The organism is Bdellovibrio sp. GT3 (genome assembly GCF_037996765.1).
Classification (GTDB): Bacteria; Bdellovibrionota; Bdellovibrionia; order Bdellovibrionales; family Bdellovibrionaceae; genus Bdellovibrio.
The window spans coordinates 133,132-156,254 of sequence record NZ_JBBNAD010000004.1 but is presented as its reverse complement, the minus strand read 5'-3'; the positions used below and the strand labels follow the sequence as shown (position 1 = coordinate 156,254).

21 protein-coding genes are annotated in these 23,123 nt (G+C 47.6%); 12 read left to right on the top strand and 9 right to left on the bottom strand.

Features of this window, described 5'->3' with window-relative positions:
* The first annotated feature begins 150 nt into the window (after positions 1 to 150).
* The gene (locus tag AAAA73_RS02370; RefSeq protein ID WP_340596551.1) at positions 151 to 735 is read left to right on the top strand and encodes a DUF3011 domain-containing protein; all 585 of its coding nucleotides are present in this window, start codon (positions 151 to 153) and stop codon (positions 733 to 735) included.
* A 60-nt stretch (positions 736 to 795) separates the two neighbouring features.
* On the opposite strand, the gene AAAA73_RS02365 is transcribed toward AAAA73_RS02370, so the two are convergent.
* The 4 genes from AAAA73_RS02365 to AAAA73_RS02350 form a co-directional block, all read right to left on the bottom strand.
* Entirely contained in the window at positions 796 to 2,226 is a 1,431-nt protein-coding gene (locus tag AAAA73_RS02365; protein WP_340596550.1) for a sensor histidine kinase, read from the bottom strand.
* Complete coding sequence (locus AAAA73_RS02360; protein WP_340596549.1) at positions 2,223 to 2,927, bottom strand: response regulator transcription factor; 705 nt, start codon at positions 2,925 to 2,927, stop codon at positions 2,223 to 2,225. Before AAAA73_RS02360 ends, AAAA73_RS02365 begins: the two co-directional genes overlap by 4 nt.
* A complete protein-coding gene (gene phoU, locus AAAA73_RS02355) occupies positions 2,920 to 3,585 on the bottom strand; it encodes a phosphate signaling complex protein PhoU (protein ID WP_340596548.1) in 666 nt (221 codons plus the stop codon). Before phoU ends, AAAA73_RS02360 begins: the two co-directional genes overlap by 8 nt.
* Positions 3,586 to 3,681: 96 nt before the next feature.
* The gene (locus tag AAAA73_RS02350) at positions 3,682 to 4,746 is read right to left on the bottom strand and encodes a hypothetical protein (RefSeq protein ID WP_340596547.1); all 1,065 of its coding nucleotides are present in this window, start codon (positions 4,744 to 4,746) and stop codon (positions 3,682 to 3,684) included.
* A 51-nt stretch (positions 4,747 to 4,797) separates the two neighbouring features.
* Here AAAA73_RS02350 and AAAA73_RS02345 point away from each other — a divergent pair, with 51 nt between their 5' ends.
* Positions 4,798 to 5,709: a Ppx/GppA phosphatase family protein gene (locus AAAA73_RS02345; RefSeq protein WP_340596546.1), complete on the top strand. Its 912-nt coding sequence runs from the start codon at positions 4,798 to 4,800 to the stop codon at positions 5,707 to 5,709.
* Here the strand turns inward: AAAA73_RS02345 and AAAA73_RS02340 are convergent.
* Positions 5,706 to 6,209 carry a SixA phosphatase family protein gene (locus tag AAAA73_RS02340; RefSeq protein ID WP_340596545.1) on the bottom strand — a complete coding sequence of 168 codons (504 nt, stop codon included), beginning with the start codon at positions 6,207 to 6,209 and terminating at the stop codon, positions 5,706 to 5,708. The two genes, AAAA73_RS02345 and AAAA73_RS02340, sit on opposite strands and share 4 nt — an antisense overlap.
* Before the next feature lies 1 nt (position 6,210).
* On the bottom strand, positions 6,211 to 8,370 hold the full coding sequence (gene ppk1 / locus AAAA73_RS02335) for a polyphosphate kinase 1 (RefSeq protein WP_340596544.1): 2,160 nt from the start codon (positions 8,368 to 8,370) through the stop codon (positions 6,211 to 6,213).
* 80 nt (positions 8,371 to 8,450) lie between these two features.
* On the opposite strand from ppk1, the gene thiL reads away from it, so the two are divergent.
* Positions 8,451 to 9,425 (top strand): thiamine-phosphate kinase, encoded by a 975-nt coding sequence (thiL, locus tag AAAA73_RS02330; protein ID WP_340596543.1) that lies wholly within the window; start codon positions 8,451 to 8,453, stop codon positions 9,423 to 9,425.
* 88 nt (positions 9,426 to 9,513) lie between these two features.
* Positions 9,514 to 10,053, top strand: a complete 540-nt coding sequence (locus tag AAAA73_RS02325) for a PilZ domain-containing protein (RefSeq protein ID WP_340596542.1) — start codon at positions 9,514 to 9,516, stop codon at positions 10,051 to 10,053.
* Here the strand turns inward: AAAA73_RS02325 and AAAA73_RS02320 are convergent.
* Positions 10,050 to 10,952 (bottom strand): LysR family transcriptional regulator, encoded by a 903-nt coding sequence (locus tag AAAA73_RS02320; RefSeq protein ID WP_340596541.1) that lies wholly within the window; start codon positions 10,950 to 10,952, stop codon positions 10,050 to 10,052. The two genes, AAAA73_RS02325 and AAAA73_RS02320, sit on opposite strands and share 4 nt — an antisense overlap.
* 95 nt (positions 10,953 to 11,047) lie before the next feature.
* On the opposite strand from AAAA73_RS02320, the gene AAAA73_RS02315 reads away from it, so the two are divergent.
* Both AAAA73_RS02315 and ygiD read left to right on the top strand, forming a co-directional pair.
* Positions 11,048 to 11,653: a YceI family protein gene (locus tag AAAA73_RS02315; protein WP_340596540.1), complete on the top strand. Its 606-nt coding sequence runs from the start codon at positions 11,048 to 11,050 to the stop codon at positions 11,651 to 11,653.
* A 6-nt stretch (positions 11,654 to 11,659) separates the two neighbouring features.
* Positions 11,660 to 12,430: a 4,5-DOPA dioxygenase extradiol gene (ygiD, locus tag AAAA73_RS02310; protein WP_340596539.1), complete on the top strand. Its 771-nt coding sequence runs from the start codon at positions 11,660 to 11,662 to the stop codon at positions 12,428 to 12,430.
* A 10-nt stretch (positions 12,431 to 12,440) separates the two neighbouring features.
* Here ygiD and AAAA73_RS02305 read toward each other — a convergent pair whose 3' ends face one another.
* Positions 12,441 to 13,310 (bottom strand): TIGR02285 family protein, encoded by an 870-nt coding sequence (locus AAAA73_RS02305; protein WP_340596537.1) that lies wholly within the window; start codon positions 13,308 to 13,310, stop codon positions 12,441 to 12,443.
* Between the two features lie 277 nt (positions 13,311 to 13,587).
* Positions 13,588 to 15,681, bottom strand: a complete 2,094-nt coding sequence (locus AAAA73_RS02300; RefSeq protein WP_340596536.1) for a DUF748 domain-containing protein — start codon at positions 15,679 to 15,681, stop codon at positions 13,588 to 13,590.
* Positions 15,682 to 15,821: 140 nt separating this feature from the next.
* Between AAAA73_RS02300 and AAAA73_RS02295 the strand changes: the two genes are divergently transcribed.
* The 6 genes from AAAA73_RS02295 to AAAA73_RS02270 all read left to right on the top strand — a co-directional run bounded on the left by AAAA73_RS02295 (position 15,822) and on the right by AAAA73_RS02270 (position 23,062).
* Positions 15,822 to 16,958 (top strand): metallophosphoesterase family protein, encoded by a 1,137-nt coding sequence (locus tag AAAA73_RS02295; protein ID WP_340596535.1) that lies wholly within the window; start codon positions 15,822 to 15,824, stop codon positions 16,956 to 16,958.
* A gap of 77 nt (positions 16,959 to 17,035) precedes the next feature.
* The gene (locus AAAA73_RS02290; RefSeq protein ID WP_340596534.1) at positions 17,036 to 18,682 is read left to right on the top strand and encodes a hypothetical protein; all 1,647 of its coding nucleotides are present in this window, start codon (positions 17,036 to 17,038) and stop codon (positions 18,680 to 18,682) included.
* Position 18,683: 1 nt separating this feature from the next.
* The gene (locus tag AAAA73_RS02285; protein WP_340596533.1) at positions 18,684 to 19,367 is read left to right on the top strand and encodes a DUF4956 domain-containing protein; all 684 of its coding nucleotides are present in this window, start codon (positions 18,684 to 18,686) and stop codon (positions 19,365 to 19,367) included.
* 1 nt (position 19,368) lies between these two features.
* Complete coding sequence (locus AAAA73_RS02280; RefSeq protein WP_340596532.1) at positions 19,369 to 21,120, top strand: HlyD family secretion protein; 1,752 nt, start codon at positions 19,369 to 19,371, stop codon at positions 21,118 to 21,120.
* Entirely contained in the window at positions 21,120 to 22,280 is a 1,161-nt protein-coding gene (locus tag AAAA73_RS02275; protein WP_340596531.1) for a hypothetical protein, read from the top strand. Before AAAA73_RS02280 ends, AAAA73_RS02275 begins: the two co-directional genes overlap by 1 nt.
* Positions 22,277 to 23,062 (top strand): polyphosphate polymerase domain-containing protein, encoded by a 786-nt coding sequence (locus tag AAAA73_RS02270; protein ID WP_340596530.1) that lies wholly within the window; start codon positions 22,277 to 22,279, stop codon positions 23,060 to 23,062. The genes AAAA73_RS02275 and AAAA73_RS02270 overlap by 4 nt, the downstream gene beginning before the upstream one ends.
* Positions 23,063 to 23,123 lie beyond the last annotated feature (61 nt).

Sequence of the window (23,123 nt, the reverse complement as noted above, 5' to 3'; positions counted from 1 at the left end):
TGCATGGTGTATTAGATAAGACATTTTTCACTGTGCGTCACGCAGAAAAAGGGCCTTAGTGGCTCCAGATAAATCAGGCATGATCCTCGCATTATTAGTTACCGGAACAAACGAAATGTCAAAACGACACCACTTAAGAAGGAAAAGTTTATGAAAACACTCTTGTTGTCCTTGGTTACTGTTTGCGCTTTTGCACATGTTGCTCACGCAAATGAATTTGAATTGTATGAAAACGAAGACGCTGCATTCAGCGAACAAATGGATGCGTCCGCATATACTGACGGCATGGAGCTAAACGAAGACATCACTGCTTTCGGTCGCGGTGGCCGTGGTGGTCGTCATGATGGCCCAGGTCGCGGCAATCCAGGCCGCGGTCGCGATGATGGTCACTGGGGCCCACACCCAGCACCTCGCCCAGGCCCGGGTCCTCGTCCCGGTCCACGCCCAGGTCCCGGCCCACGCCCTCATCCACGTCCTCCAGGACACGGTGGTCCCGGTCATGGTGGCCCAGGTTACCCTCCTCCACACCGCCCAACTATCGAGTACGTAACGTGTGAGTCCCATGGCAACCGTTACAACACTTGCTACATCAATCCATACGGCATTCGTAACTTCTACTTGGCAAGACAGCGTTCTGACTCTGCTTGCGTCGCTGGAAGATCATTTGGTTTCGCAAGAAATTATGTTTGGGTAGATCGCGGTTGCCGCGGAGTATTCGCAATCGAGAGATACTAATCTCAAAAAAAAAGACCAGCTTCGGCTGGTCTTTTTTTATTCTAAATTATCTAAAAAGAATCAACGAATCGGAAAGGCACAAATAAATTCCGTGCCGACATCCAACTGGGATTTCACCGCCACCGTACCACCATGACTTTGCATGATGTGTTTAACAATGGCTAAGCCCAACCCCGTACCGCCTGCGTCGCGGGTGCGACCCTTGTCGATACGATAGAAGCGTTCAAACAGACGATCCAAATGCTCGTTTGGAATCCCCGGGCCGTCATCGATCACTCTTAGAATAATGTATTCCTTTATGTCGCGCTCCCAGCGGATCTGGATTGTTTTATTATTTGGAATAAACTTAACAGCGTTCGAAACCAGGTTGCGCAGAACCTGCTCGACCTTGCGGGCATCAGCTTTGAATGGCGGTACTTCCCCCACCACGCGGATGGCGATGTTCTTTTCTGCTGCAAGCACAGCCATCTCTGAAACCACGTGCTCGGAAATTTGCAGTGGATGAATCATTTCAAGTCTTAATTCAGAATTGCTGGCTTCCATAGAAGTCAAAGACAACAGGTCGTTCACCAAGTCCATCAAGCGATCAATGTTGCGGGAAACGATATTGATAAATTTCCCCGCCTGGTCCATCTGACCGTTGTTGATATCTTCCTTCAAGGTATCCACATAACCTTTGATTGAAGTTAGAGGCGTACGCAGTTCGTGAGAGGCATTGCCGACAAACTCGATGCGGATCTGTTCGGCTTTTTTTAGTTCGGAGATATCATGGAAGATCCCGACGATTCCGTAAACTTCACGGGTTTTTTCATTGCGAATCGGATTCACGGACACCGAGAAAAAGCGCGGCTGATTATCAATCAACGTCGGTAATTTGACGGTGAAACGGTTCACTTTACCGGTCTTGATGGTTTTTTCAAAACCCTCCAGAACATCTGAAGAGCGAATCGCATCCTTCAGTCGCAGATTCTCCATGGACAACTGCGGGCCTTTTAGAAATTGAGCTGCAAACTGAGAATTGAAATACAAAATCTTTTCATCAAGGCTGATGCTCACCAGACCTTCTGAAACAGAGCTCATGAAAGCCTGGGACTCTTCTTGCGCCTGCAGGAAGTTCGCCTTACGGCGTTTCATCTTTTTGTGAATCTTATCCAATGCCACTTCAAGTTCGGACAGGTCATCCCCATCGTCATCCAGCAGGTCTTCAGATTCCGAAGACACCAACTCACCGTAAGCGCGCTTGTTGGAAATGCGCAAAGCTTTCAAAATAACTTTATGGATTGGTCGAACAAAACGATACGCAAGGATGGTTGCAATCAGGATACTGAATATTAAAAAGTTCAGCAGGAAATCACTATAGACAAAGTCCGGCATGCGATGCTGGGTGTCCAGTGACGCCGCCACAATGAACGCCAACAAATTGAATACCAGAACCTGATAGATCAGCAGCTTCCAAAATAGACGCCACGGAAAACGAATGAAACTGGTCATGCTTGATCCATTTTTACCCGGTAGCCCACGCCACGGATGGTTTCAATGCGATCACCCCAGCCACCCAGTTTTTTCCGCAAACCGAAGACATGGGTGTCAATTGTACGACCCACAACGCTGATGCCCTCACCCTGGATGTATTCGATCAGCTTTTCACGAGTCAAAACCACGCCATGATTCTGAACCAAAGTCCCCAGCAGCTTGAACTCGGAAGGAGTCAAATGCAGAGTCTCGCCGTTATAGGAAATTTCGTAAGTTTTGAAATTCATCTTAAGACCGTGAATGTTAACTTCGCTGTCGTCTTTGATCACTTCCTCGGCTTTGGGATTTGCCCGACGAAGCAGGGCTTTTACCCTTGCCATCAGCACTGAGGGATTGAACGGCTTGGTCAGATAATCATCCGCACCACGCTCCAAACCCATAACAATATCCTGCGGTTCAGTTTTCGCAGTCACCATCAGGACTGAGGAGTTTTTATTTTTTGCTTTGATTCGTTCCAGGATGTCGACGCCGTGAAGTCCGGGAAGCATCCAATCCAGAATAAAGACCTGGTAGTTTTTGGCATTCATTTCAGCGAGGGCTTCTTCGGCAGAACCACATTCAGTCACTCGGTAACCTTGACGTAGCAAATGCAACGCCATCAGTTCACGAATCTCCTGTTCATCCTCTACCACCATCACCTGAACTGAATTCTCAGCCAAACTTGCCCCCATGTCGAACGTCTTTACCCGTATATGCGAAGATCACGTCTTCGGCGATATTGGTCGCGTGGTCACCCAAACGCTCCAGGTTTCGCGCGATTAAAATGAAATCCATGCTTGCCTCAACATCATCCGGGTTGGATTTCATATGTTGAATTGCATCTTTAAAGACTTTGTTTTTCAAAGTATCAATTTCGTCGTCCATCAACAGGATGTTTTTCGCCTCGACAGCGTCGCCACGAACAAAACAATCCAACGAACCTTTAACCATGTTACCAGCGATCTCTGACATTCTTTGAATATCAGCGGTTGCCGCTGCGATAGGCTTGCGCCCCAGATAGTCTTTGCCGGAATAAGAAATATTCACGGTTTGATCACCCATACGTTCCAGGTCGTTGTTGATTTTTAGAACTGAAATGATCAAACGCAGGTCCTTTGCAACCGGACCTTGCTTGGCCAAGATATGCATACACACGTTATCCACGCGAATATGATCTTCGTTGATACGTTTTTCGATCTCGTGGACTTCCTGGAATGCTGAAGCATCACGGGATAAAAGAGCAGAAGTCACTTGCGAGAGGGCTTTTTCAACATGACCACCCATTACCAGAATCATTTTCTTTAGATCTTCGAGCTGAGTGTCGATGGCACGTTCCATACGTATTCCCCGTTTAAATGGTTGTATAAGGGTTTTCAGAGTAAAAAACACCGCTTAACACGGCAATTAAAGCAAAACTAACACAATCTTAACACACTAAAACAGTACTTGAGCAGCCAATTCCACCTTTGAGGTGTCACGAATGCCCGGGCCATAGTTTTCTGCATACGAAGTGCGGTCCACCGCAAGGGCCGTTTTCACATCCGGCGTAACTTGGTAAGCCAAAGAAATGATCCCCGTCTGCATGTCACGGCCATCTTTATCGGCCACCGCATCAAGATAATCATAGCGAAGCATCAACTCCGCTTTAGGCCCTGTTGACAGCAACACGTAGGCACTGCCACCCAAACCATGCACTGCTTCACCCAACATGTCCGTCACATCCACACCATCCGCCATTTTCAAATCATTAACGGCATCAGCGGGATCATGGGTATCAAGAAGTTCCAGCCCCATTCTCACGTTGGAGTCCTCCGGCTTGTACAGAAACGCTGCCTGAATACGCTCCTTGGCAGAAACATCCTCACCATATTGCTCATAGGTTCCATGGATGTACTGCAAAGAAATCACAAACGGTGTCCAGCTGGTGAATCTGAAATACAAAGATCCTTCCTTGTGAGGACCGGCAGAGTCTTGCTCGCGGCCCTCGCCATTCACCACTGTCAGACTCCACTCACCCAAATTGGCTGGAAGCTCCGACATGAAAGACATTCCCAGATCGGAATAGTTCTGGTACTTCCACTTTTCAGTCAACCCCCATGCGGTTTCGCCCAAAAAGCGATAGTTCGTATCTTCGTACTGCGACTCCAACCACGCCTGAGGAATCACCCCCATGCGCAGACTGTGTGCTCCTTCAAAAATACTGACCAAATCCAAATACGCCTCACGAGTGTTTACGATGAAGCTTTCAGTATTCGTATCATCATTGCGTTTCTGTGCGCCTTCAAATGAGACGTACAAAAGGTTGTCGTCCTTCAACGGCACACTGAAGTTTAACAGCAGGGATGGAATACGAAACTCTGACTCCCCGGCCTCTCCAGAAGGCAGCAAATTCACCAAAGCATTCATATCAGCTTCCCCGCTGATTTCGATATCACTCAATGCGAAAGCCTGCCCACAAACAAAAACGCTCAAGAACACTGTCAAAAATGATTTTTTCATGTCTAAGATGCTCGCATTTTTATATACTGTTGCCAAAGGAGATCTTTAGCCGTGTCACGTCGAGTTTCTGCCATCGATATTGGGTCCAACGCCATCCGCATGATGGTCGCCGACATCAATGAAACAGCCCCCTTTATCAAAGTTGATAAAAAGCTGCGTGCCCCGGTGCGCCTGGGTCATGACGTTTTCACCACAGGCATCATCAGCCCCGAAACCATGGAGCTGGCCAGATCGACTTTTCATCGCTTCGCCGAAACCAATAAGAAACTTCAGGTGCAAAAATGCCGGGCCGTCGCGACCAGCGCCTGCCGCGAAGCCAAAAACAGCAAGGAATTTGTGGAAATGATCCGCAAGGTTTCCGGCATTGAAATCGAAATCATTGATGGCACCGAAGAGGGTCGCTTGATCCATCTTGCGGTTCGCAAGGAAGTCGAATTGGACAATAAAAAAACCATGCTCATCGATATTGGTGGCGGCAGCGTGGAAGTGACCTTCTCAAAAGGCGGTAAACTTCTGGCCACCAAATCCTTTCCCATGGGAACGGTGCGGGTTTTGGAAAACTTAAGCAAACGCCGTATGAACGAAAGCCACCTGGGAATCATCATGGGCGAGTTTTTAAAAGACCTAGGGCCCCACATTTATCCGAACACAGAAAATGAACCCGTTGATTTCGCCATTGGGACCGGGGGAAACCTTGAATGCATGGCTGAACTTAAGGTGCGCCTGCTTAAAAAAACTCCCAATACTTTTGTCACTTTACTAGAATTGGGTGAAATCATTGCGCGTCTAAAAGCAATGTCAGTTAAAGAGCGTATCGATAAGTTGGAACTTCGCCCTGACCGCGCCGACGTTATTATGCCCGCCTCGGTTCTGGTTGAAACAATCATGCGCCAGGCAGAGGTGGAAAAGATCGTCATCCCCGCTGTGGGCTTGCGTGACGGCTTGATTTGGTCGATGGTTTAATCAAAGATTTTGGGCGGGATTGAATACATCAACTCTGCCCCGCCGGCTTCAGCCTGCGCAAAAGATTCCAGTTCGAGGGAAAGAATTCCACTTTTGCGCAGATCAATGAAACTTTCAGCCTTACCGGTCAGCATGTAACTCGCAAATGTGCTTAGGTGCGGCTCATGCCCCACAATCAAAATGCGCTTATAGTTCCTGCCCTGGGTACGAATCCATTTTAACAGAGCTTGCGGCGGACTTTGCGGAACCATCTCGGGAACCTCGATGGTTTTCACACCCGGATAGCTTTGCGTCAGAATCTGCGCGGTTTGCGCGGCCCGGGTAAAGGGACTGGTCACAATCACGTCCACGTCTTTCACGAAATCCTTCATACGCAGACAAACTTTTTGCATGCGCTTACGGCCCTTCAGGGTCAAAGGACGAAACTGATCCTCCAGTCCTTTTTTGGCAAAGTCTTCGCGTTCTTCAGCTAATGCATGACGGACGATGATAATTTCCATTTTACTCCGAATCTTCGACCATCTTAACCCGGGATTTCGCCAATTGCATCAGCGTTTGATGAATTCCGACGTCATCAGATTTGAAGGTTTTTTTGGTATAGCTGCCATCGGAGTTCATAGACCACGCCTGACGGGATTCTTTAAGGTAAAACTGAAGGATCTCCCATAATTTTTCTTTCAGACTGCGATCCAAAACGGGAACAATCGCCTCCACGCGCGCATGAAGATTGCGGTACATCCAATCAGCAGAACCCAGGAAGAAGTCGCCATCCACCGGATTTTCCTGGCCGTTGCGGAAATAGAACAATCGCGAGTGCTCCAGGAATCTGCCGATCACGGATGTGACTTTGATATTTTCACTCATCCCCGGAACCCCGGGACGAAGACAGCAGAAGCCCCGCACGATCATCTCGATGTCGACACCTTTTTGTGAGGCAGAGTAAAGTGCCGCACCGATATCATTCTCCTCAAAATTATTGAACTTAGCCACTATATGAGCGGGCTTCCCGGCCTTCGCATGGGCGGCTTCGCGATCAATCATGGTCCGGAAAGTCGAGAACATATTCACCGGAGCAATCAGCAGGTGATTGTAACTCCCCTTCAAACTGATTCCCGTCAGATAGTGGAAGAAGTCCACCACGTCATTGGTGATTTCCTCTCTGGCAGTCAGAAGTCCCAAATCCGTATAAAATCTGGAAGTCGTGACGTTATAGTTCCCAGTTCCGATATGAACGTAACAGCGCAAGCCCTCTTGCTCCTGACGGACGACCAGGGCTGTTTTAGCATGAGTTTTCAAACCCACGACACCATACACGACGTGAACGCCGGCATTTTCCAACTCATTGGCCCAATAGATATTTCTTTCTTCGTCAAAGCGGGCTTTGAGTTCAACCAGACACACCACTTGCTTGCCTTGAGCCGCCGCGCGAATCAAGGACCGAATGAACGGACTGTTGTCACCCGTGCGATACAACGTCATTTTAATCGCTAGAACTTTGGGATCTTCGCTGGCAATGCGAATGAAAGTTTCAACTGAGGCCGAGAAACTTTCAAACGGATTATGAATCAACTGATCGTTGGCGCGAATCGCATTGAAAATCCCGGTGCCTTCCTCTGCAAATGCCGGCGAAACCACGGGAATGTACGGTTCAAATTTCAGCTTTGGCAACGGTAGATCTGAAATCATTCCCAAGTCGCCGTAATCCAGCTCTCCTGGAATTTCGTAGATATCCTCTTCGGTCAGTTCAAGCTCCTCCATCAGGAACTTTAACATCCACGGATCAGGCTTGGGCCCATGCTCCAAGCGCACCACTTCGGCAAAACGACGCTGACGCAATTCCTCTTCGATCGCTTCCAACAAGTCTTCGGCGTCTTCTTGATCCTGATCTGAATCCGCGTTACGAGTCAGGCGAAATGCCATCGACTCCAACACTTGCATGGATGGGAACAAATCAGCCAAGTTGGCTTTGATCACTTCAAGCAGACTTACAAAACGATTTACGCTGGTATCAGCATCGACGCGAATCCATTGCGGTAAAACTTTTGGAATCTTAACCCGCGCAAAAAGTTTATCCTCTGAATTTGGATGCTTTAAAGTCAGTCCCAAGGAAACCGACAAATTCGAAATAAACGGAAACGGATGCCCCGGGTCCACCGAGAGCGGCGTTAACACCGGAAACACATTCTTGCTGTAGTACTTCTTTACGTGCTCCTGCTCTTTTTCAGTCAGGTCTTTCCACGCAAGAAGATGAATGTGTTCTTTCTCCAAGGCTTTCAAAAGTTTTTTATGACAGTTGCCCTGATCCTGCAGCATCGGCAAGACGACTTGGCGAATCTCCAGCAATTGCGCCATCGGGGTTTTTCCATCAGCTGATTTCGGCGATACGCCATAAGCCACGTGTCGTTTCAGTCCGCCCACGCGTTTCATGAAGAACTCATCCAGATTGGATCCCGAGATACTTAGGAACTTCACTCTTTCCAAAAGCGGATTGCTTGCATCCTCTGCTTCTGTCAAAACACGGCGATTGAAATTCAACCAACCAATTTCGCGGCTGGTGAAAAGACTTTCAGATGACAAGGGATGCTCGATGACCTTGACCTTACGTGTGGCAGCTTTTTTCTTAGACGTTCTTTTAGGCGTTCCTGCCTTTGGTGTGTTCAAAGAATCCTCCTTGACTCCCTGGATGTATATTTCACAATAAAGACTTATTCTTGGCAATGCCTACCTCAAGGAACAACGACATGCAAAATACTCCCAAAGAGTGGCAGGTTCTGAAGAACATCCGAAATAAGGTCCAGCGTCATAATCCAAACACCATAGTTCCTTTGGGTGATGATGCCTTTGTTTTCAAAAACTTCCCCGGCTATTCCGTGATCGCGCAGGATATGATGGTGGAAGACGTGCATTTTCGCCTTGATTACTCCTGTGCATTTGATCTGGGACACAAAGCACTGGCAGTTAACTTAAGTGATTTGGCGGCTATGGGAGCGGACCCGCGCTTTGCGCAAGTGTCCTTGGCGATTCCCAAAGAAATAACAGAAACCTGGCTTGACGAATTCTATCAGGGCATGACAACTCTGGCCGACAAATTCGGTGTCGAAATTGCCGGAGGTGATCTATGTGCCTCTCCGCGCGGTGTGATCATCGATGTCAGTGTACATGGCTCCTGTGATAAGCCAATCACACGCCATGGGACACAAGCCGGTGACATCCTACTTAGCAGTGGCCCCCTGGGCTTATCCACCACGGGACTTCGCGCGCTGAATGAAGATCGCACCGGGGATTTTCCAGAGGCGACAGCTCGACACCTTCGCCCACTTCCGCGCCTGGATCTACTCCCACAATTGCGGCAGCACGCAGATAAGATTCACGCCTTGATGGATTGCAGCGATGGCTTGGTCAATGATGCTTTGATTTTATCAAAAAAACCTTACGGCAACGGCCACTCTCCCCATATTGGCGGAGTTCATTTATTTCCCGATCAATTTCCACTGCATGATGAAACTTTACGTATGGCTCATTTGTCCAAAGCCTACGAATATGCTTTGTGGGGTGGAGAGGATTATGAACTTCTGATTTCTGTGAATCCTGAAAATCGAACTCTTTTTCCGGAGTGGACAGAAGTTGGCCAGTTCACAGAAAGCCCTGGAGTCTTTCTGATCCACGGCGATGGTAAGGAAGAAATTTCCACATTCAAAGGCTGGAAGCACTTTTAGGCCCCACAGAGCCACAGTCTCAAATTGATATACTGTTTTTTGGTGCCGCTTGGTTAAGACACCCGGCTTTTCGTCCGAAAAGAACAGTATGACATCACTCGCACGCTATCACGGCAGATCTCCCCGATTTATTCTTCAAACAGAGGATGAGAGCATCGTACGTGTAGCGGGTCCGAAGCAAGTCCCTTGGGAAGAAGGAACTTCGATCAAGAATGTGTCACTGACGGGACTGGCATTCACGGCTCCCGACGACCTATGCCCTATTTTAGGCGAAGTCATCAAGATCCAATTCACTCCACCGGGTTCACGTCAAATGGCGTGTTACGCCATTGTTACTCGTCTGGATAGCATTGCAAATTCTCAAACACTGGTTGGCGTTCATTTCTATAAAATGGAAATGACCCAAAGAATCGTATTGGCGCAAGGTTTGGCCCGTCGATTCCGTGAAAACCAGGAACGTGGGCAAATCGATGAAATGCTGAACAAACAACCCGGCCCCATGAGTTTGCTGCACTTCCCGCAACTGATGATGATGGGGGTTGTGGCACTTCTTTGGGGTGCGGTGATCTTTAGTTCACTGAAATTTCAGTACGAAGATATCTTTTCATTCTTCGCTGGCATCTTTTAAAATTGTTCAAACTTCTCTTTAAGTCTTTTGGCTGCAAAGTCGATGAATTTCTTTGTTTTCAATGACACTTCCCTTTGTTCCGGTGAAACCAGACTGACCGGGATTTCCTGACCACGCAGACCACGATGAATATGAACCAAACGCCCTTGGCGAATCTGCTCCGCTGCGATGAACTCCGGTATCATTGCAATTCCCCGCCCCTGCACAGCCATTTGTAAAACCATGTTCGGATTGTTGGCCAAAAATACGGGCTCAACTTTCACAGAAACTTTTTTACCATCACTCAAACGCCACAATTCCAGCTTTGGCTGCGATCCCAATCCTAAAAACGGCACTGAACCCAAGCTATCAATGTCCTCCGCTTGACGATAGCGCTCAAGGAAGCCGGGGCTTGCCACCAAAATACTTTTTAGCGTTGCCACTTTTTTGACTCTTAGTGAGCTGTCCTTCAAAATCCCGATACGAACTGCAACATCGATGGATTCCTTCACCAAATCCACATAGGCCTGACTCAACAAAACTTCGAAACGGACTCGGGGATGCTGTTTTGAAAACTCCGCCAAAACATCCGGCAGGTGCAAGACACCCAGATCATCAGAGGCCGTAATACGCAACCAACCGGAAACATCAGCCACTTCCTCACTGAGTTCTGCACTAAGGCTTTCCAGCCCTTCTACCAAACCTCGAGAACGCTCATAATAAGCCCGACCGGCATCGGTCAGCTGAAACTGACGCGTGGTTCGATACACCAGCTGAATGCCCAAGTCTCGCTCTAAGGCGGCCAGTCTACGACTGACTCTGGATTTGGGCTGATGCAAGACCTCGGCGGCTTTGGTGAAGCTGCCTGCTTGAACCAGTTTGACGAATGTGCGTATTTGATTGAGATCTAATTGTTCCATATGTGCAACAGTATATCGTGAATATGTCTCCTACCGCAACACCAGTTAATGCCCGAAACTATATGAGTGTTCATTAACTATTAAAGGAGAGAACCATGAAAATGATGACCGCAACCACAGCTACAATTATTACGTTACTCAGCACGGCGGCTTTTGCCAAAACAATCCCAGCAGGCACTTACACCCTGGATTCTGCCCATTCGCAAGTTGGTTTTGAAGTTCCCCATTTGGTGATTTCTTCCGTTGACGGCCGCTTCACTAAATTTGACGGCTCCATCACGATTGATCCAAAACTGGAAAAGTCCAAAGCCAATTTGAATGTCGATATCAACAGTATCGATACGTCCAATGCTGATCGTGACAAACATTTAAAGAGCCCGGACTTTTTTGACGTCGCAAAAAATCCTACAATGAAGTTCGTAACCAAAAAAGTGATCGGCACGGCTGATGACTTAAAATTGGTAGGCGACTTGACGATCAAAGGCAAAACCAAAGAAATCACTCTGGCAGTGAAATACCTGGGTGATGTGAAGGATGCTTACGGCAACCAAAAGATCGCCTTCACAGCGACAGGTAAAATCAATCGTCAGGAATTCGGTCTGACATGGAGCCAGGCTGTTGAAGCCGGTCCCGTAGTTGGTGACGAGATCACTTTGAATATCAAAATCCAAGGCAACAGACCTGTGGATAAGAAGGGTTAAGAATTTATGAAACGCATGCCTGTGATTTTTGCAGCTCATGGCTCCCCGATGAATGCTTTGGCAAAGACTCCGTTCACGGATGCTTTGACAGCATTGGGTGAACGCGTGCCGCACCCACAGGCAATCCTTGTGGTGTCGGCACATTGGGAAACAGAAGGAACCAAAGTTCTGTACACGGCGACTCCGCAAACGATTCATGATTTTTATGGATTTCCCAAAGCCCTGTTTGATGTTCAGTACCCTGCCCGCGGACCTTTAAGCCTGGCACAGACCACGCAAAAACTGATTCCGGGCTCGGAGCTGACTGAAAAATGGGGCCTGGATCACGGCACCTGGTCTGTTCTGGTGCACATGTTTCCGAAGGCTGATATTCCAGTGTTTCAACTAAGTTTGGATGTGCATGCTCCTCCTGAAAAGCACATCGAGATGGGTAAACACTTGCGCAGCCTTCGCGAACAAGGTGTGTTGATTTTGGCGAGTGGAAATATCGTGCATAATCTGCGTGAAATCAAATGGCGCGAACCTGACTCCTCCACCCCCTGGGCGGTGGAGTTTGATTCTGCGATCAAGCAAGCACTCGAGCAAAGGGATGAAAAATCCCTGGCGCATATTGAAAAGTTTGGCTCCGCCGCAGAACTTTCCGTTCCAACGCCTGAACATTATTGGCCACTACTTTACGCTTTCGGCGCTTCGGATGATAAGGACAAGATCTCGTATCCTTACGAGGGCTTCGAGATGGGCTCACTATCGATGCGCACGGTGATGTGGGGCTCTTAGGACTTTTGAGTTATTTGGTAAGGTCGGGATAGTACTTTTCGACCATTTTACGACGGGCCTCAATCAAGCCATTTTGGTCATTAATACTGAGCCAACGATCGACACCGTGACGAATATCCTCTAGGACTTTACGACTGTTTAGAACCAAATCAACAGACTCGATGACTTTTTTGCCCCATTCGATTTTAGGACATGCAACCACAACATATACGAAATCACCGTTGTCTTTGAGAGGCAGATACTCTACCGATCCAGGGGACTTAAGAAGTTTATTGTAGTAAAATGCTTCAAAGGGATAACCGAGAGTGTATTGAATGCGACCCGTATGAAGCATCTGATGTGCAAGTAAACTGTTGTCGACCACCTTAATTTTCGGATTCTTTTTGTAGTTGTTCTTAATCAGAACGTCATCGATTCCTTCTCCATAAAGTCTGCCCACACCCAGCGTCCATTGAGGCTTTTGATCGATCACCTTTTGCAGTGAGAGCGGCACCAGACTTTTGAGCTCCATCAGATTGTCATGCTTTGTTAGCAGACCGTTGGTAGGGATAACAAATACAGGTTTGGAGAAATAGAAAATCTTGCTCCACTCGGGAGTTTCGAGCCACCCGGCATTGCAAATTGGGGATTTATCTTTTCCCTTTTGTACGACTTCGGGAACACTTCCTTGAGTGGTCTTGTGAGTGTATTGCGGGAGATTCTTAATAAGAATTCTTTGCGTATTGTCGAGAAGCCCCTGCCCCTGAAAGGGCCCTGAAAAGATAAATATCGGTGGGTCGTCCCAGCGAATCCAGGTAACGGTTTGGGACGCATCGTTTGCCAAACTAGTGTTTGCGCAAAGTGCACCGGCCAATAAAATTACACTCAAAACCAATTTCACAGATGCTCGTCTCCAGTTCGAAGTTATGAATATATTTATTTAACATCGATTGAGGCAGAGTAAAACAAACTTTCATGACAGCTGGACGACCGACATTTGAGAAACCTTAGATACCCGGTTCGCAGTTTGTTTCATTGTTAACTTCTTTCTGTGGTAAGTCAGAATTTAACAAAGAAGGGCCGTTTGCTGGCCCTTTTCTTTTAAAATAAGCGTTGCGCTAGCTTCCTAAATCCAAGAACGGTTCTGCGCTGCTTCCGTAAGTAGGACCTGGCACCTTTTATTTTTCTTTTAATGTCAGATAGACCTGGGGCTTCTTGCCCGCTTCTCCGGGAGTGGCCGCCAGAATAAACATCCGATTCGGCTCAATACCCAGGGTATTTAACTCTCCCATGATCAGATTACTGCGGGCCAGGGCCAATGCTTTCAGATCATCGACGGTAAATTCCTGATTCTTTTTTCCCTGCGAAGCAGAACGCAGCATCTCCGCCAAATCTGCTTGCTGGTACTGTCCCGTAATTTCAAGGGCCAGCTGCGGTCGATCCTTTAAGGCTTCAGCAATTTTAGACACCTTCACAGCCTCCTCGGCTGTCAAAGTTCGTTGGCCGGGTTCAAAGAAAATGTTTTGCAATTCAGGACCGCCATCCACCAAGCTCGAAATGAAATCAAAGGGCGACATTGCGATTTTGACCACCAGGTTCTTAATCGCCGTCCAAACAATGCTGCCCACGGAAAAATCCGGAGAGCTTACATCCCCTTCGATCGGAAGCTTGAATTTAATTTGCCCCTTCCTATCTTTCATAATGGCCAGAGCAAATTTGATCGGCCAATTGCTTTGTTTGCCGCCTTCGACTTTTTTCCCTAGGGTAAATTGATCCAGGAACACATTGTTATCGCCTTTGATTCGATGATTCACCAAAGTGTACTTCACATCTAGAAACAACTTCCCCTTGCTGATCTCATAGCCCGCAAATTTCCCGGCGTAGGGCGTAAATGTCGTCATTTCAATGTTTTGAAAGCTCGAGGTGAAATCCAAGTTAGGCCACGGTTTTTTCATAATGAAACTGCCCTTGCCTTTAAATTTTCCGTACTGCTCAACCATTCCGTTTAGATCAATATTCATTTTTTGGCCAAGTTCAGATGAAATCGGACCCAAAGAACCATTGAGGCTGTGGATACGAGCCACAAAGCGCGGTCTGATTTGTTGATCTGAATAATCCAAACCACCGTTTTCAATCTTCAAAACCTTTACCAGGTATTGAAATCCTGGCGCAGACTCTTTCTGCTCCGCTGCCGCCGGCGACCCGGCAGGTGTTGATGCTGATTGAGGGACCGGATCTGCTTTCTTCCCAGTACGCATCATCTCTTTCACGTTCAAGGTTCCATCAGCGCGCAAAGCCAGCGTCGTAACCAGCCCATCCACATTGACGTTCTCAACCGTCATCCCCAGGGGCTGGGATTTAAACTGCAGCTTTTCGGCGATCAGAGTTTTCCACTTTAAAACCGGCAACTCCACTTCTTCTTGTTCTATCGCCAGGTCGTGAATTTCCGGGTCACCGTTCAGTGTAACAATACCGTCCCGATAAATAAGACTTCCCTGAAAATTCAAGGTTCCTTTGGACAGCCGCAAATACGTGGTGTCGGACAAATAGGCCGAAACAAAACCCATCGGCAGGTCTTTGAAATCCAACTTCAAGTCGGCAGAGGTTGGCTTCATGTTCGCACTGCCGGAAATTACCATGCGTCCCTTGTCGCCGACAGAAAACACCAAACTTTCGATTTCCGACGATTCCCCAATGGAGGTCGTAAAGTTCTCGATGTTTAAACTCAAGGGACCTACCGGCAAATGCAAAGGCGAGACGTGAGTGTGATCCCAGACATCCAAACCACTGTTCTCGATGGCCAGTCTCCGAAAGGTCACGGTCCAAGGTTTCCCGCTTGAATTACTATCATCCTTTTTTTTCGCGCCCGCCTCTGGGTCCGGCAGCAGCTCCCAATTGGTATTGCCTTTGCTGAAGATGATGAATTGCCCTTCGGCCTTTTTTAGATCAACGTACTTAAAATGGACTTCCCGTCTAAGAAGTTTCCACCAATCCCCGTTCATGGCGAAGGTTTCAAACTTCAAGCGGCTTATTTTATCGGTGGTTTTTTCAGCGGTATCGGGCAAATCAAAGTCGGTGATTTCAAAGTGAAATGTATAGGGATTGAAATAGATTTTCCCAATCGTGGGGGTGCTGCCAAATCGAGTTTGCAGAAATTTCTGCATCTGATTTTTTGCAATCCACGGAACCAGGAAAAAACCAAAAAGTGTATATATAAGAATGATTAAAGCCCCAATGATCAGGAGCTTTTGAAATCGTATTAAGAATGCCATGCAGTCATTCTTGCCAAAAGTCGGGGAAACTGTCGAGAGATCCAGCAAGAAATCAAACTTAGACCTGAGTCCAATTTACATACTCACGTTCAGCATTAATTTGGCTTAATAAATGGGACCATTGTTACGATACATACTGTATGAAAACAAAAGTCGCCGCCAAAACTACTATCCTTGCGGGCTTTTTACTCGTTTCAACTTTAGCTGCCTGCTCCCCTTCAAACTCTGGTTTCCAAGCCGCTGCCTTACCAAGCACCGACTCGGACACTGACAACTCACAGTCTGTTCCTGATACGGGCGATACGACTGTGCCGACCACTCCAGATACAGATGATGGAATTACCGACAGTGCCAAGTCACTTAGGATCCACGCTTTCTCTGACATGAACATCGACACCGATGGCACATACTCCAGCAACACAATATCGATTGTTAAGAATATGATCTCCAAGCAGCCCGCCGTGATCCTGGGAGTTGGCGATTACATCGATGGCGAAAAGACAAGTCTGTCTGATAGCACATACACGAAAATGTGGAGTGCGTTTTCGACAAAAGTTATGTCACTCATGCGTGATGCGCGAATTCCATTCATGGCGACGCCGGGAAACCATGACGCGTATTACAGCCAGGAACGGCGTCTATATAAAACGTTCTGGGGAAACAACAAAGGCAAAGTCGAGTTCGTCGACGACAGCAACTTCCCGTTCTACTATTCGTTCGTTCAGGAAGATGTCTTTTTCGTTTCTTTGGATGATGCCAATTATTCAAATCTTTATAACCGCACCACTCAACTTGCATGGTTGAAAACACAGCTGACCTCTACCCGCGCCAAGGGTGCTCGCGCCCGTGTGGTCTATGGTCACATTCCGCTGTATTCGATTGTCAGCACAAAAGCTAACAGCTCTACCGTTTATTCAAATGGTGTTTTGACGAGCGAACGACGCACCGCTGGAAGTAATACTCTTGAAGCAATCTTGTTAAATAACAATGTCGACTTGGTCATCTTCGGCCACTCCCATAGTTTTTATTCCGGTCACTATACCTATCCGGATGGTAAGAAATTGCAGGTTATTTCTATGCCGTGCGCTGGAAGTGCACCCCGTTATCTTGTAGGTACCAGCACCAAAACTCCGGTGGGCTATGTCGAGCTGCTTTTCTCCGAAACCAACAAGCTCAGCATCCGTTATTACAATTCTTCCGGCACACAGCAAAGCCTCAGCTCCCTGCCAGCATCTCTTACGCTTGATTCCAAAAACGGCGTGAAGTACGTCCGCTAATCAGGCTTGCAGTAAAGTAATTTGGATTTTAAATTACACGGTTCTAGTCTCCGTATTTCATATACGGAGGCCGAATCATGCTTGCTGCATTCATTTCAATTGCGCTTTTTGGTAACTACGCTCACAGCTATCTGGATCCTTACGACAGTCGCGCTGTAAGAACGTACAACTTGGAAGTTTCAGGTAAGGCTCTTCCGGAAAAATGTTATCTGCTGCAAAGACTTCCGGGACTTGAACCAAAGATCGATAAGGACGAAGACGGACTTTGCGGCCTGAATCTTTATGCCACCAGCAGTGATCACCCGAAAAATCAAAACTTCTATGCCTGCCCTAAGGTGAATAGCACCTCGGTCGCCATCGAATATTTTAAAATTCCAAAAGGCATGAGTGAGGCGCAGTTCCAAAAAACCGTCTGCACTCTAAACCGCCCTGATAAAAAGAAATTAAAAGCCCGCGCGGGATATCCGGATAAAGAGGCCAAATTCAAATTTGCATCTCCGGGTGTTTCCGTGGGTAGTATTTTGGGTTATTCCCGTCTGAATCAGCTTTTTAAGGCGGTCGACATTCCGCCGGTTGTTCTGCGCACGGTTGATATAGACACGGTTCTGGATCAGGCGTTGGCCGGTCGCTACCTCAGTTTGCAAATGGGCAAAACCATCATCAATCGCTACTGGCATTATCAGATTGGCCATCTGGTTCGCGCAAAACATGGAAACGTATCCCAACTCCCTGACGTCTACACCAAGCCACCTCATGGCTTAAGTCTTGTGCCTCCATCCTTTTACAGTGTTGGAAAGCGCCGCGGATTTTTGGACAGTTCTTCGGAGCATTGGAATAATCTGATCCTGACCCAGGGCAAGCAACAGGTCTTTGGTGTTTTGGCGGAAAATCCTGGCAATGAAGAATCTTACGGCGAAGTTTCGGGATTAAAACAGTACAAAACCCGCATCGATCAGTTCCGTAACAGCAGCGTCTACTGGCCATTGGTGAAAGATGCTCGTCCGATCACACAAATCCTGGGCAATAGAGACTTGGCAAAATCAGGACAAAAGCTGCAAGGCATGCAGGATACCTCCAACATGCTGGTTTTGGACTTCCTGATGAATCAGTCTGATCGTATCGGTAATGTAGCATTCAAACGTCGCCAGTTCTTTAAAACGGCACAAGGCACCTTGGATGATATGTCCGAGAAAAAGTATAAAGAACTTCTGGCGAAACCTGCCAACACGTTGACACCGGAGGAAGTGGAAAAACTGAATGCCATCAAGCAAACCGGAGTTTCCATGAAAGTCATGCTTCTAAAAGACAACGATGGTGGCTTTGATCTGAACGTTGCAAGAAAATATCACTTGATCGCTGATGTCAAAAAAACGTCTGCCACCTATGACACCTGGAAGGACAATGCAGATCTATACTTGAATTCCACCATGGTGTTGCGACATTTCGCTCCCCGTACTTACAAGGGTGTGATCGCGCTTTATGGACAGGTGTTTGGCACAGCAGAAAGTCAGGCAGCTATGCAGGACTATTTTATGTCGACTTTGCAGTTTACTTCGGGTGAATACAAAGTCTTTAAACACAACCTGCTAAGTCTTTACCGTGCCCTCTATCGTGGTTGCAAAACTGGAACTCTGTTTCTGGATTTGGACATGGCGGACTATTTCTCGGCCTATCCGAATCCCGTGCTAACAACAACACCGGGCGTGTGTGAGGGTCAATTCTAGTATGTTGGACTTTTCCGTTCTTAATTCATCCTTTGCCAACCCGACGTGGATTTCGATCATCTATGCCTTCCTGCTAAGCTTTATTCTGGGCACGGCCTTGGCGGTCGCTTATGTGAAAACCTTCCGTGGGCTTTCCTATTCACTGAACTTTCTGCATGGCCTTGTGCTGCTACCGATTGTGATTGCCATCGCCATGCAGGCGATTGGTGATAATGTGGCCCGAGGTATTGGTATGATCGGGGCTTTGTCTTTGTTGCGCTTTCGCACCAATGTCAAAGACCCCCGTGATATGTTCTTTATTTTTGCCTCGCTCGCGGTGGGTTTGTCCTCCGGAGTTCACGCCTATGGCATCGCTATCCTGGGAACGATCTGCTTTATTCTGGCTCTGACAGTTTTGCAAAAGTCCCCCTTCGCTGCGGGACCTCAGTTTGATGGTTTGCTGCGTTTGAATTTGTCGCGATCAGGATCAGATCAGCGTGAGGTGGAAGGGGTTCTTGAAAAATCCTGCCGACATTTTGCATTGGCCACGATCCGCGAAATGGGTCAGGGAGAACGTCTGGATTATTCCTATCAAGTACGCTTAAAACCCTGTCAGACTTCTGCGGATTTGGTGGAAGAACTGGGACGCATTACTTCAGTGCGCGGTTTGAATTTTATGAATCAAGAATCCGTGATCGAGGTGTAAAGTGAAATTTTCTGAGGTCGTCGGAACCGAGAACCGATTCTTATTGGGCTGCTGGAGTGCTGCCGTTTTTCTGGTTTTGATTTTAGGCTTCATTCTGGGATCGGACCCTGTGAGTATTCTAGGAGTCGCCGAATCCCGTGAGTTCCAAGTCAATTTTGACAGTCCCGTTGAAATCAAGCACATCTATGTTTTGCCCAGTCAGATCGTGCGCAAAGGCGATTTACTTGCTGAATTGGGTCAGTCTGAGTGGGAATCCCAGTTGCGGGTGCTAAAAAGTCGCTATGACAAACTCAACGCCGAAATGCACCTGCGCCAGCAATTAGCCGGCGTCGTTAAGGACCTGGGTCATTTAGCTCCACAGGCCGACCCCTTATTGGTGGACCTCGAGGATGCACGCAAAGAAATGGCTTTGATTGAAGGTCGCATGAAAAATCTTTTCGTCTTTGCCGAAGTCGATGGCGCCGTAGGTGCCGTGAATTTCAAAAACGGCGAAAAAGCACCTGCTTTTGCTCCGCTGATAACTTTGGTTCCCCTAAATCCCACCTATGTAAATGGATATATCAATGAAAACCTTTCCTCGACCCTGAAAGTGGGTCAAGTGGTCGAAGTGAATTCCGCTGGAGGCAAGGTCACGCGTGGTTCTGTGGTTAGCATCGGTTCACGCATTGTGCAGATTCCTGAGCGCCTGTTACGGATTCAGACCTTGGCTGCCTGGGGACGCGAAGTCGTCATCAAGATCCCCCGCAATAATGAATTTCTTCTGGGAGAAAAAGTTTTTGTGCAGAAGAAATGGAGCCTGTCATTGCTAAGCCGTGCCTACGCGGACGAGGCCCTATCAAATTCAGATCTGAATCAACAGGATCCACGTGAAATGGATATTCCGTTGAATATCGTTGAAACATTCAAGCCCGAGATGTCGGGAATTGTTTTTATCCCTGAACTGAAACAGTTTGCGCTCATTTCTGACGACTATCCGGAGGACCATCCGGTCTTGTTCTTGATGAATGAACAAGGTCAGCTTCAGCCGCATCAAATTCAGCTGCCGGGAATGCCCACAATGGCCGACATCGAGTCCGTGTCCACAGAAGGGGACAACTTGTATTTGCTCAGCTCCCTGTCGAAGACAAAAAAAGGAAAGCTAAAAGACGAACGACACATTTTTGCACAGATCAAGCGCCACGGACTCAGCTACAAGATTGAACATCATGTGGATCTGCGCACGCCTCTGTTACAGGTACTTCGCGACTCTCAAGATCCAGTCCTAAAATCCATCTATGAGGCGGATCTGCAGGCGGGCAAAGAGGGTTTTGAAATCGAAGGACACACCATAGACAAGAATGTCCTGTACCTGGCACTGAAAGGACCTGTGCTTCAGCGCAACGAAGGGATGATTCTGAAGGTTACTGACTTTGCCTCGGTCTTTTCGGGAACATTGAAGCCTGCGCAAGTCACCCTTGCCGCCCGTTTTCAAATGAAGCTCCCCCATCAGGATGTTGAATCGGTTTTGACCGATCTGATCAAACAAGGGGATTCGTTTTACGTGGCTTCCAGTTGCCGGAAATCATCTTGCAGCGCCATCTGGAAGTTGAATGCGCGCACTACTCAGACCGAGTTGCTTCATGAGTTCCAAGTGCCTCATCTGGAGGGCTTGGCTATTCATCCTGAAACACATCAGATATTTGCAGTTTTTGATAGCAAAGGCTCCAGCCCCTATGCCGTTGTCAGCATGGGTGCAGAAAAAGGAACTCCTTGATGTTTCTAAGCTGGCTCCTTCTAGGGGGAATTTCTTCATTTGCCGTGACTCCCGAGCAGGTATTGAAAACCGCCTGGTCCGACTCGGCCTTTGTTTCCCAGGAGGAAATGCGCACCACCGACACTCGCAATCCCCTGCGCAATGTAGAGGGTTTTGCCAGTGTTGAAACCGAAGACAAAAAGAACGAGTACGAACTGGGAGTAAAGTTTCAGTTCCGCTCCTGGCCCGAATGGAAATTGGGTTCCACTCCAGAAGCCGGTCGAAAAGTTTTGAAAGACGCTTCACTTGCCTGGGCTTTGCACGAACGCTATCTGAATTTGGTTTCCTATGAAATCAGTCATAAAAAAATGGCCGTCCTGGAAAACTCGCTCAAACTGTCAGAGGGATATCTAAAGGCGCAAAGTCTTTCGCTGCGTGCAGGCCGTGCCTCCACAAAATCTTTTTTGGGCGCACAGGGTGACATCTACAAGCTAAAACGCCTTGAAAACGTTATTACCCAGGAAAACAAAGTGGCCACGAAAAAAATTAAATCCTGGGTGCCCTCCTGGTCGGATGAATCTTTGACTGGTTTTGATTTGCTCAGTGTGCAAGAAGTGGTGGACTCGGTCGGCAGCATTCCCCTACCCGAAACTTCCCTGTCAGCAAGAATCTCGCAAACCGAATTTAACGACTACAGCCGCGAGCTTGAAATTCTGCGGGGTCGTGAGGACCAGTGGATCAAGGGAATGGATATTTCCCAAACTCGCAAAGAGGACGAGATCGGATACAAGTTTGAGGTGACCGTGCAGTTGCCGCATCTTGGGTCCGACGACCTCTCCCGACAAAAGCAGAATGAACTGATTCTAAAAAAAGCCTTGAAGCAAAAAGAAGTGGATGACAGTAAGGACCGTTTGCTGAATTTGAAGAACCAAATTTTGAATTTAGCCGGGCTTTACAAGATGTCCAGTGCCGGCTTGAAAGAAAGCGGCAAGGTAAAGGGTGCTGACACCTTATCTGTGCTGGAAAACAAGTTAATGCAGGAGCAAGGTGAATTGGATCTGTTAAGTCAGCAGCAGGAGATCCTGACGTTGTTTGTCGACTACCTGCTTGAAAGCGAACGACTGGCTGCGGAGCCAGAAAAAAATCACCTTAGCAAATCCCTGAAAGTGGTTAAACTGTGAGCGGCCCCGTTTCCCCGCTGGCGTTGGAGCGGTATGAATTAAAGTACCTAATTCCCGCCTCGATGGTAGAGCCGATTTCCCGTTTCCTGGAAGCCTATTGTGAGATGGACTATTACTCGACGGTATCTCCGGACAAGCACTACACCATCAACAGTCTTTATCTGGATACGCCCTCTTTGTATTTACTGCGCTTCAAAGAATCTGCGAACGCATTTAATTTCAATATGCGGATTCGCTCTTACGGTGACAATCCCAAACCGCCCTATTTCTTTGAAATCAAATACAAGCTGCAAGAATTCGTGCGCAAGAAGCGCGCCTTGGTCCACGAGGAAAACTGGGCCGAGATATTAGAATGGGGAACTATACCAGAGCACGTAAAGGGAAGTTCACGCGCAAATCTGGAAGAGTTTCTAAGAGTCAAAATGACCTACAATACAGCCCCGGTGATTTTGACCCAATACCGGCGCAAAGCTTACCTGTCTGTGGTTGATGACTACGCCCGTGTCACATTTGATCGGGATTTGCGCTATCAGGAGATGAACGACTGGTGTGTGAAACCCGATGAACAGCTATTAAGTCATTATGATCATCCGGCTTCGTTTGAGCAGCCCGATTGCAATGTCATTCTGGAACTTAAGTGCGAAAAGAAAATCCCCTATTGGATGGTCGATCTTATTCGTCACTTTCAACTGGAAGGCGGGTCATTTTCGAAGTTTGGGAACTCGATGATGACTCACTTGGGTATTCCTGAGGTGCTATCTCCGGGTAAGCTGTATCTATAAAAAAAAGGCATTGGATATAACCAATGCCTTTTAATCTAAAAGTTCCGAAGCCGCTGAACCT

What these genes read in the sequence shown, in the direction of transcription:
- AAAA73_RS02295 (WP_340596535.1), top strand. Translation starts at nt 15,822, where the DNA reads ATGAAAACAAAAGTCGCCGCCAAAACTACTATCCTTGCGGGCTTTTTA.
- phoU (WP_340596548.1), bottom strand. Translation starts at nt 3,585, where the DNA reads ATGGAACGTGCCATCGACACTCAGCTCGAAGATCTAAAGAAAATGATT.
- ygiD (WP_340596539.1), top strand. Translation starts at nt 11,660, where the DNA reads ATGAAACGCATGCCTGTGATTTTTGCAGCTCATGGCTCCCCGATGAAT.
- AAAA73_RS02315 (WP_340596540.1), top strand. Translation starts at nt 11,048, where the DNA reads ATGAAAATGATGACCGCAACCACAGCTACAATTATTACGTTACTCAGC.
- AAAA73_RS02275 (WP_340596531.1), top strand. Translation starts at nt 21,120, where the DNA reads ATGTTTCTAAGCTGGCTCCTTCTAGGGGGAATTTCTTCATTTGCCGTG.
- AAAA73_RS02365 (WP_340596550.1), bottom strand. Translation starts at nt 2,226, where the DNA reads ATGACCAGTTTCATTCGTTTTCCGTGGCGTCTATTTTGGAAGCTGCTG.
- AAAA73_RS02340 (WP_340596545.1), bottom strand. Translation starts at nt 6,209, where the DNA reads ATGGAAATTATCATCGTCCGTCATGCATTAGCTGAAGAACGCGAAGAC.
- AAAA73_RS02300 (WP_340596536.1), bottom strand. Translation starts at nt 15,681, where the DNA reads ATGGCATTCTTAATACGATTTCAAAAGCTCCTGATCATTGGGGCTTTA.
- AAAA73_RS02370 (WP_340596551.1), top strand. Translation starts at nt 151, where the DNA reads ATGAAAACACTCTTGTTGTCCTTGGTTACTGTTTGCGCTTTTGCACAT.
- AAAA73_RS02285 (WP_340596533.1), top strand. Translation starts at nt 18,684, where the DNA reads ATGTTGGACTTTTCCGTTCTTAATTCATCCTTTGCCAACCCGACGTGG.
- AAAA73_RS02290 (WP_340596534.1), top strand. Translation starts at nt 17,036, where the DNA reads ATGCTTGCTGCATTCATTTCAATTGCGCTTTTTGGTAACTACGCTCAC.
- thiL (WP_340596543.1), top strand. Translation starts at nt 8,451, where the DNA reads ATGCAAAATACTCCCAAAGAGTGGCAGGTTCTGAAGAACATCCGAAAT.
- AAAA73_RS02320 (WP_340596541.1), bottom strand. Translation starts at nt 10,952, where the DNA reads ATGGAACAATTAGATCTCAATCAAATACGCACATTCGTCAAACTGGTT.
- AAAA73_RS02325 (WP_340596542.1), top strand. Translation starts at nt 9,514, where the DNA reads ATGACATCACTCGCACGCTATCACGGCAGATCTCCCCGATTTATTCTT.
- AAAA73_RS02350 (WP_340596547.1), bottom strand. Translation starts at nt 4,746, where the DNA reads ATGAAAAAATCATTTTTGACAGTGTTCTTGAGCGTTTTTGTTTGTGGG.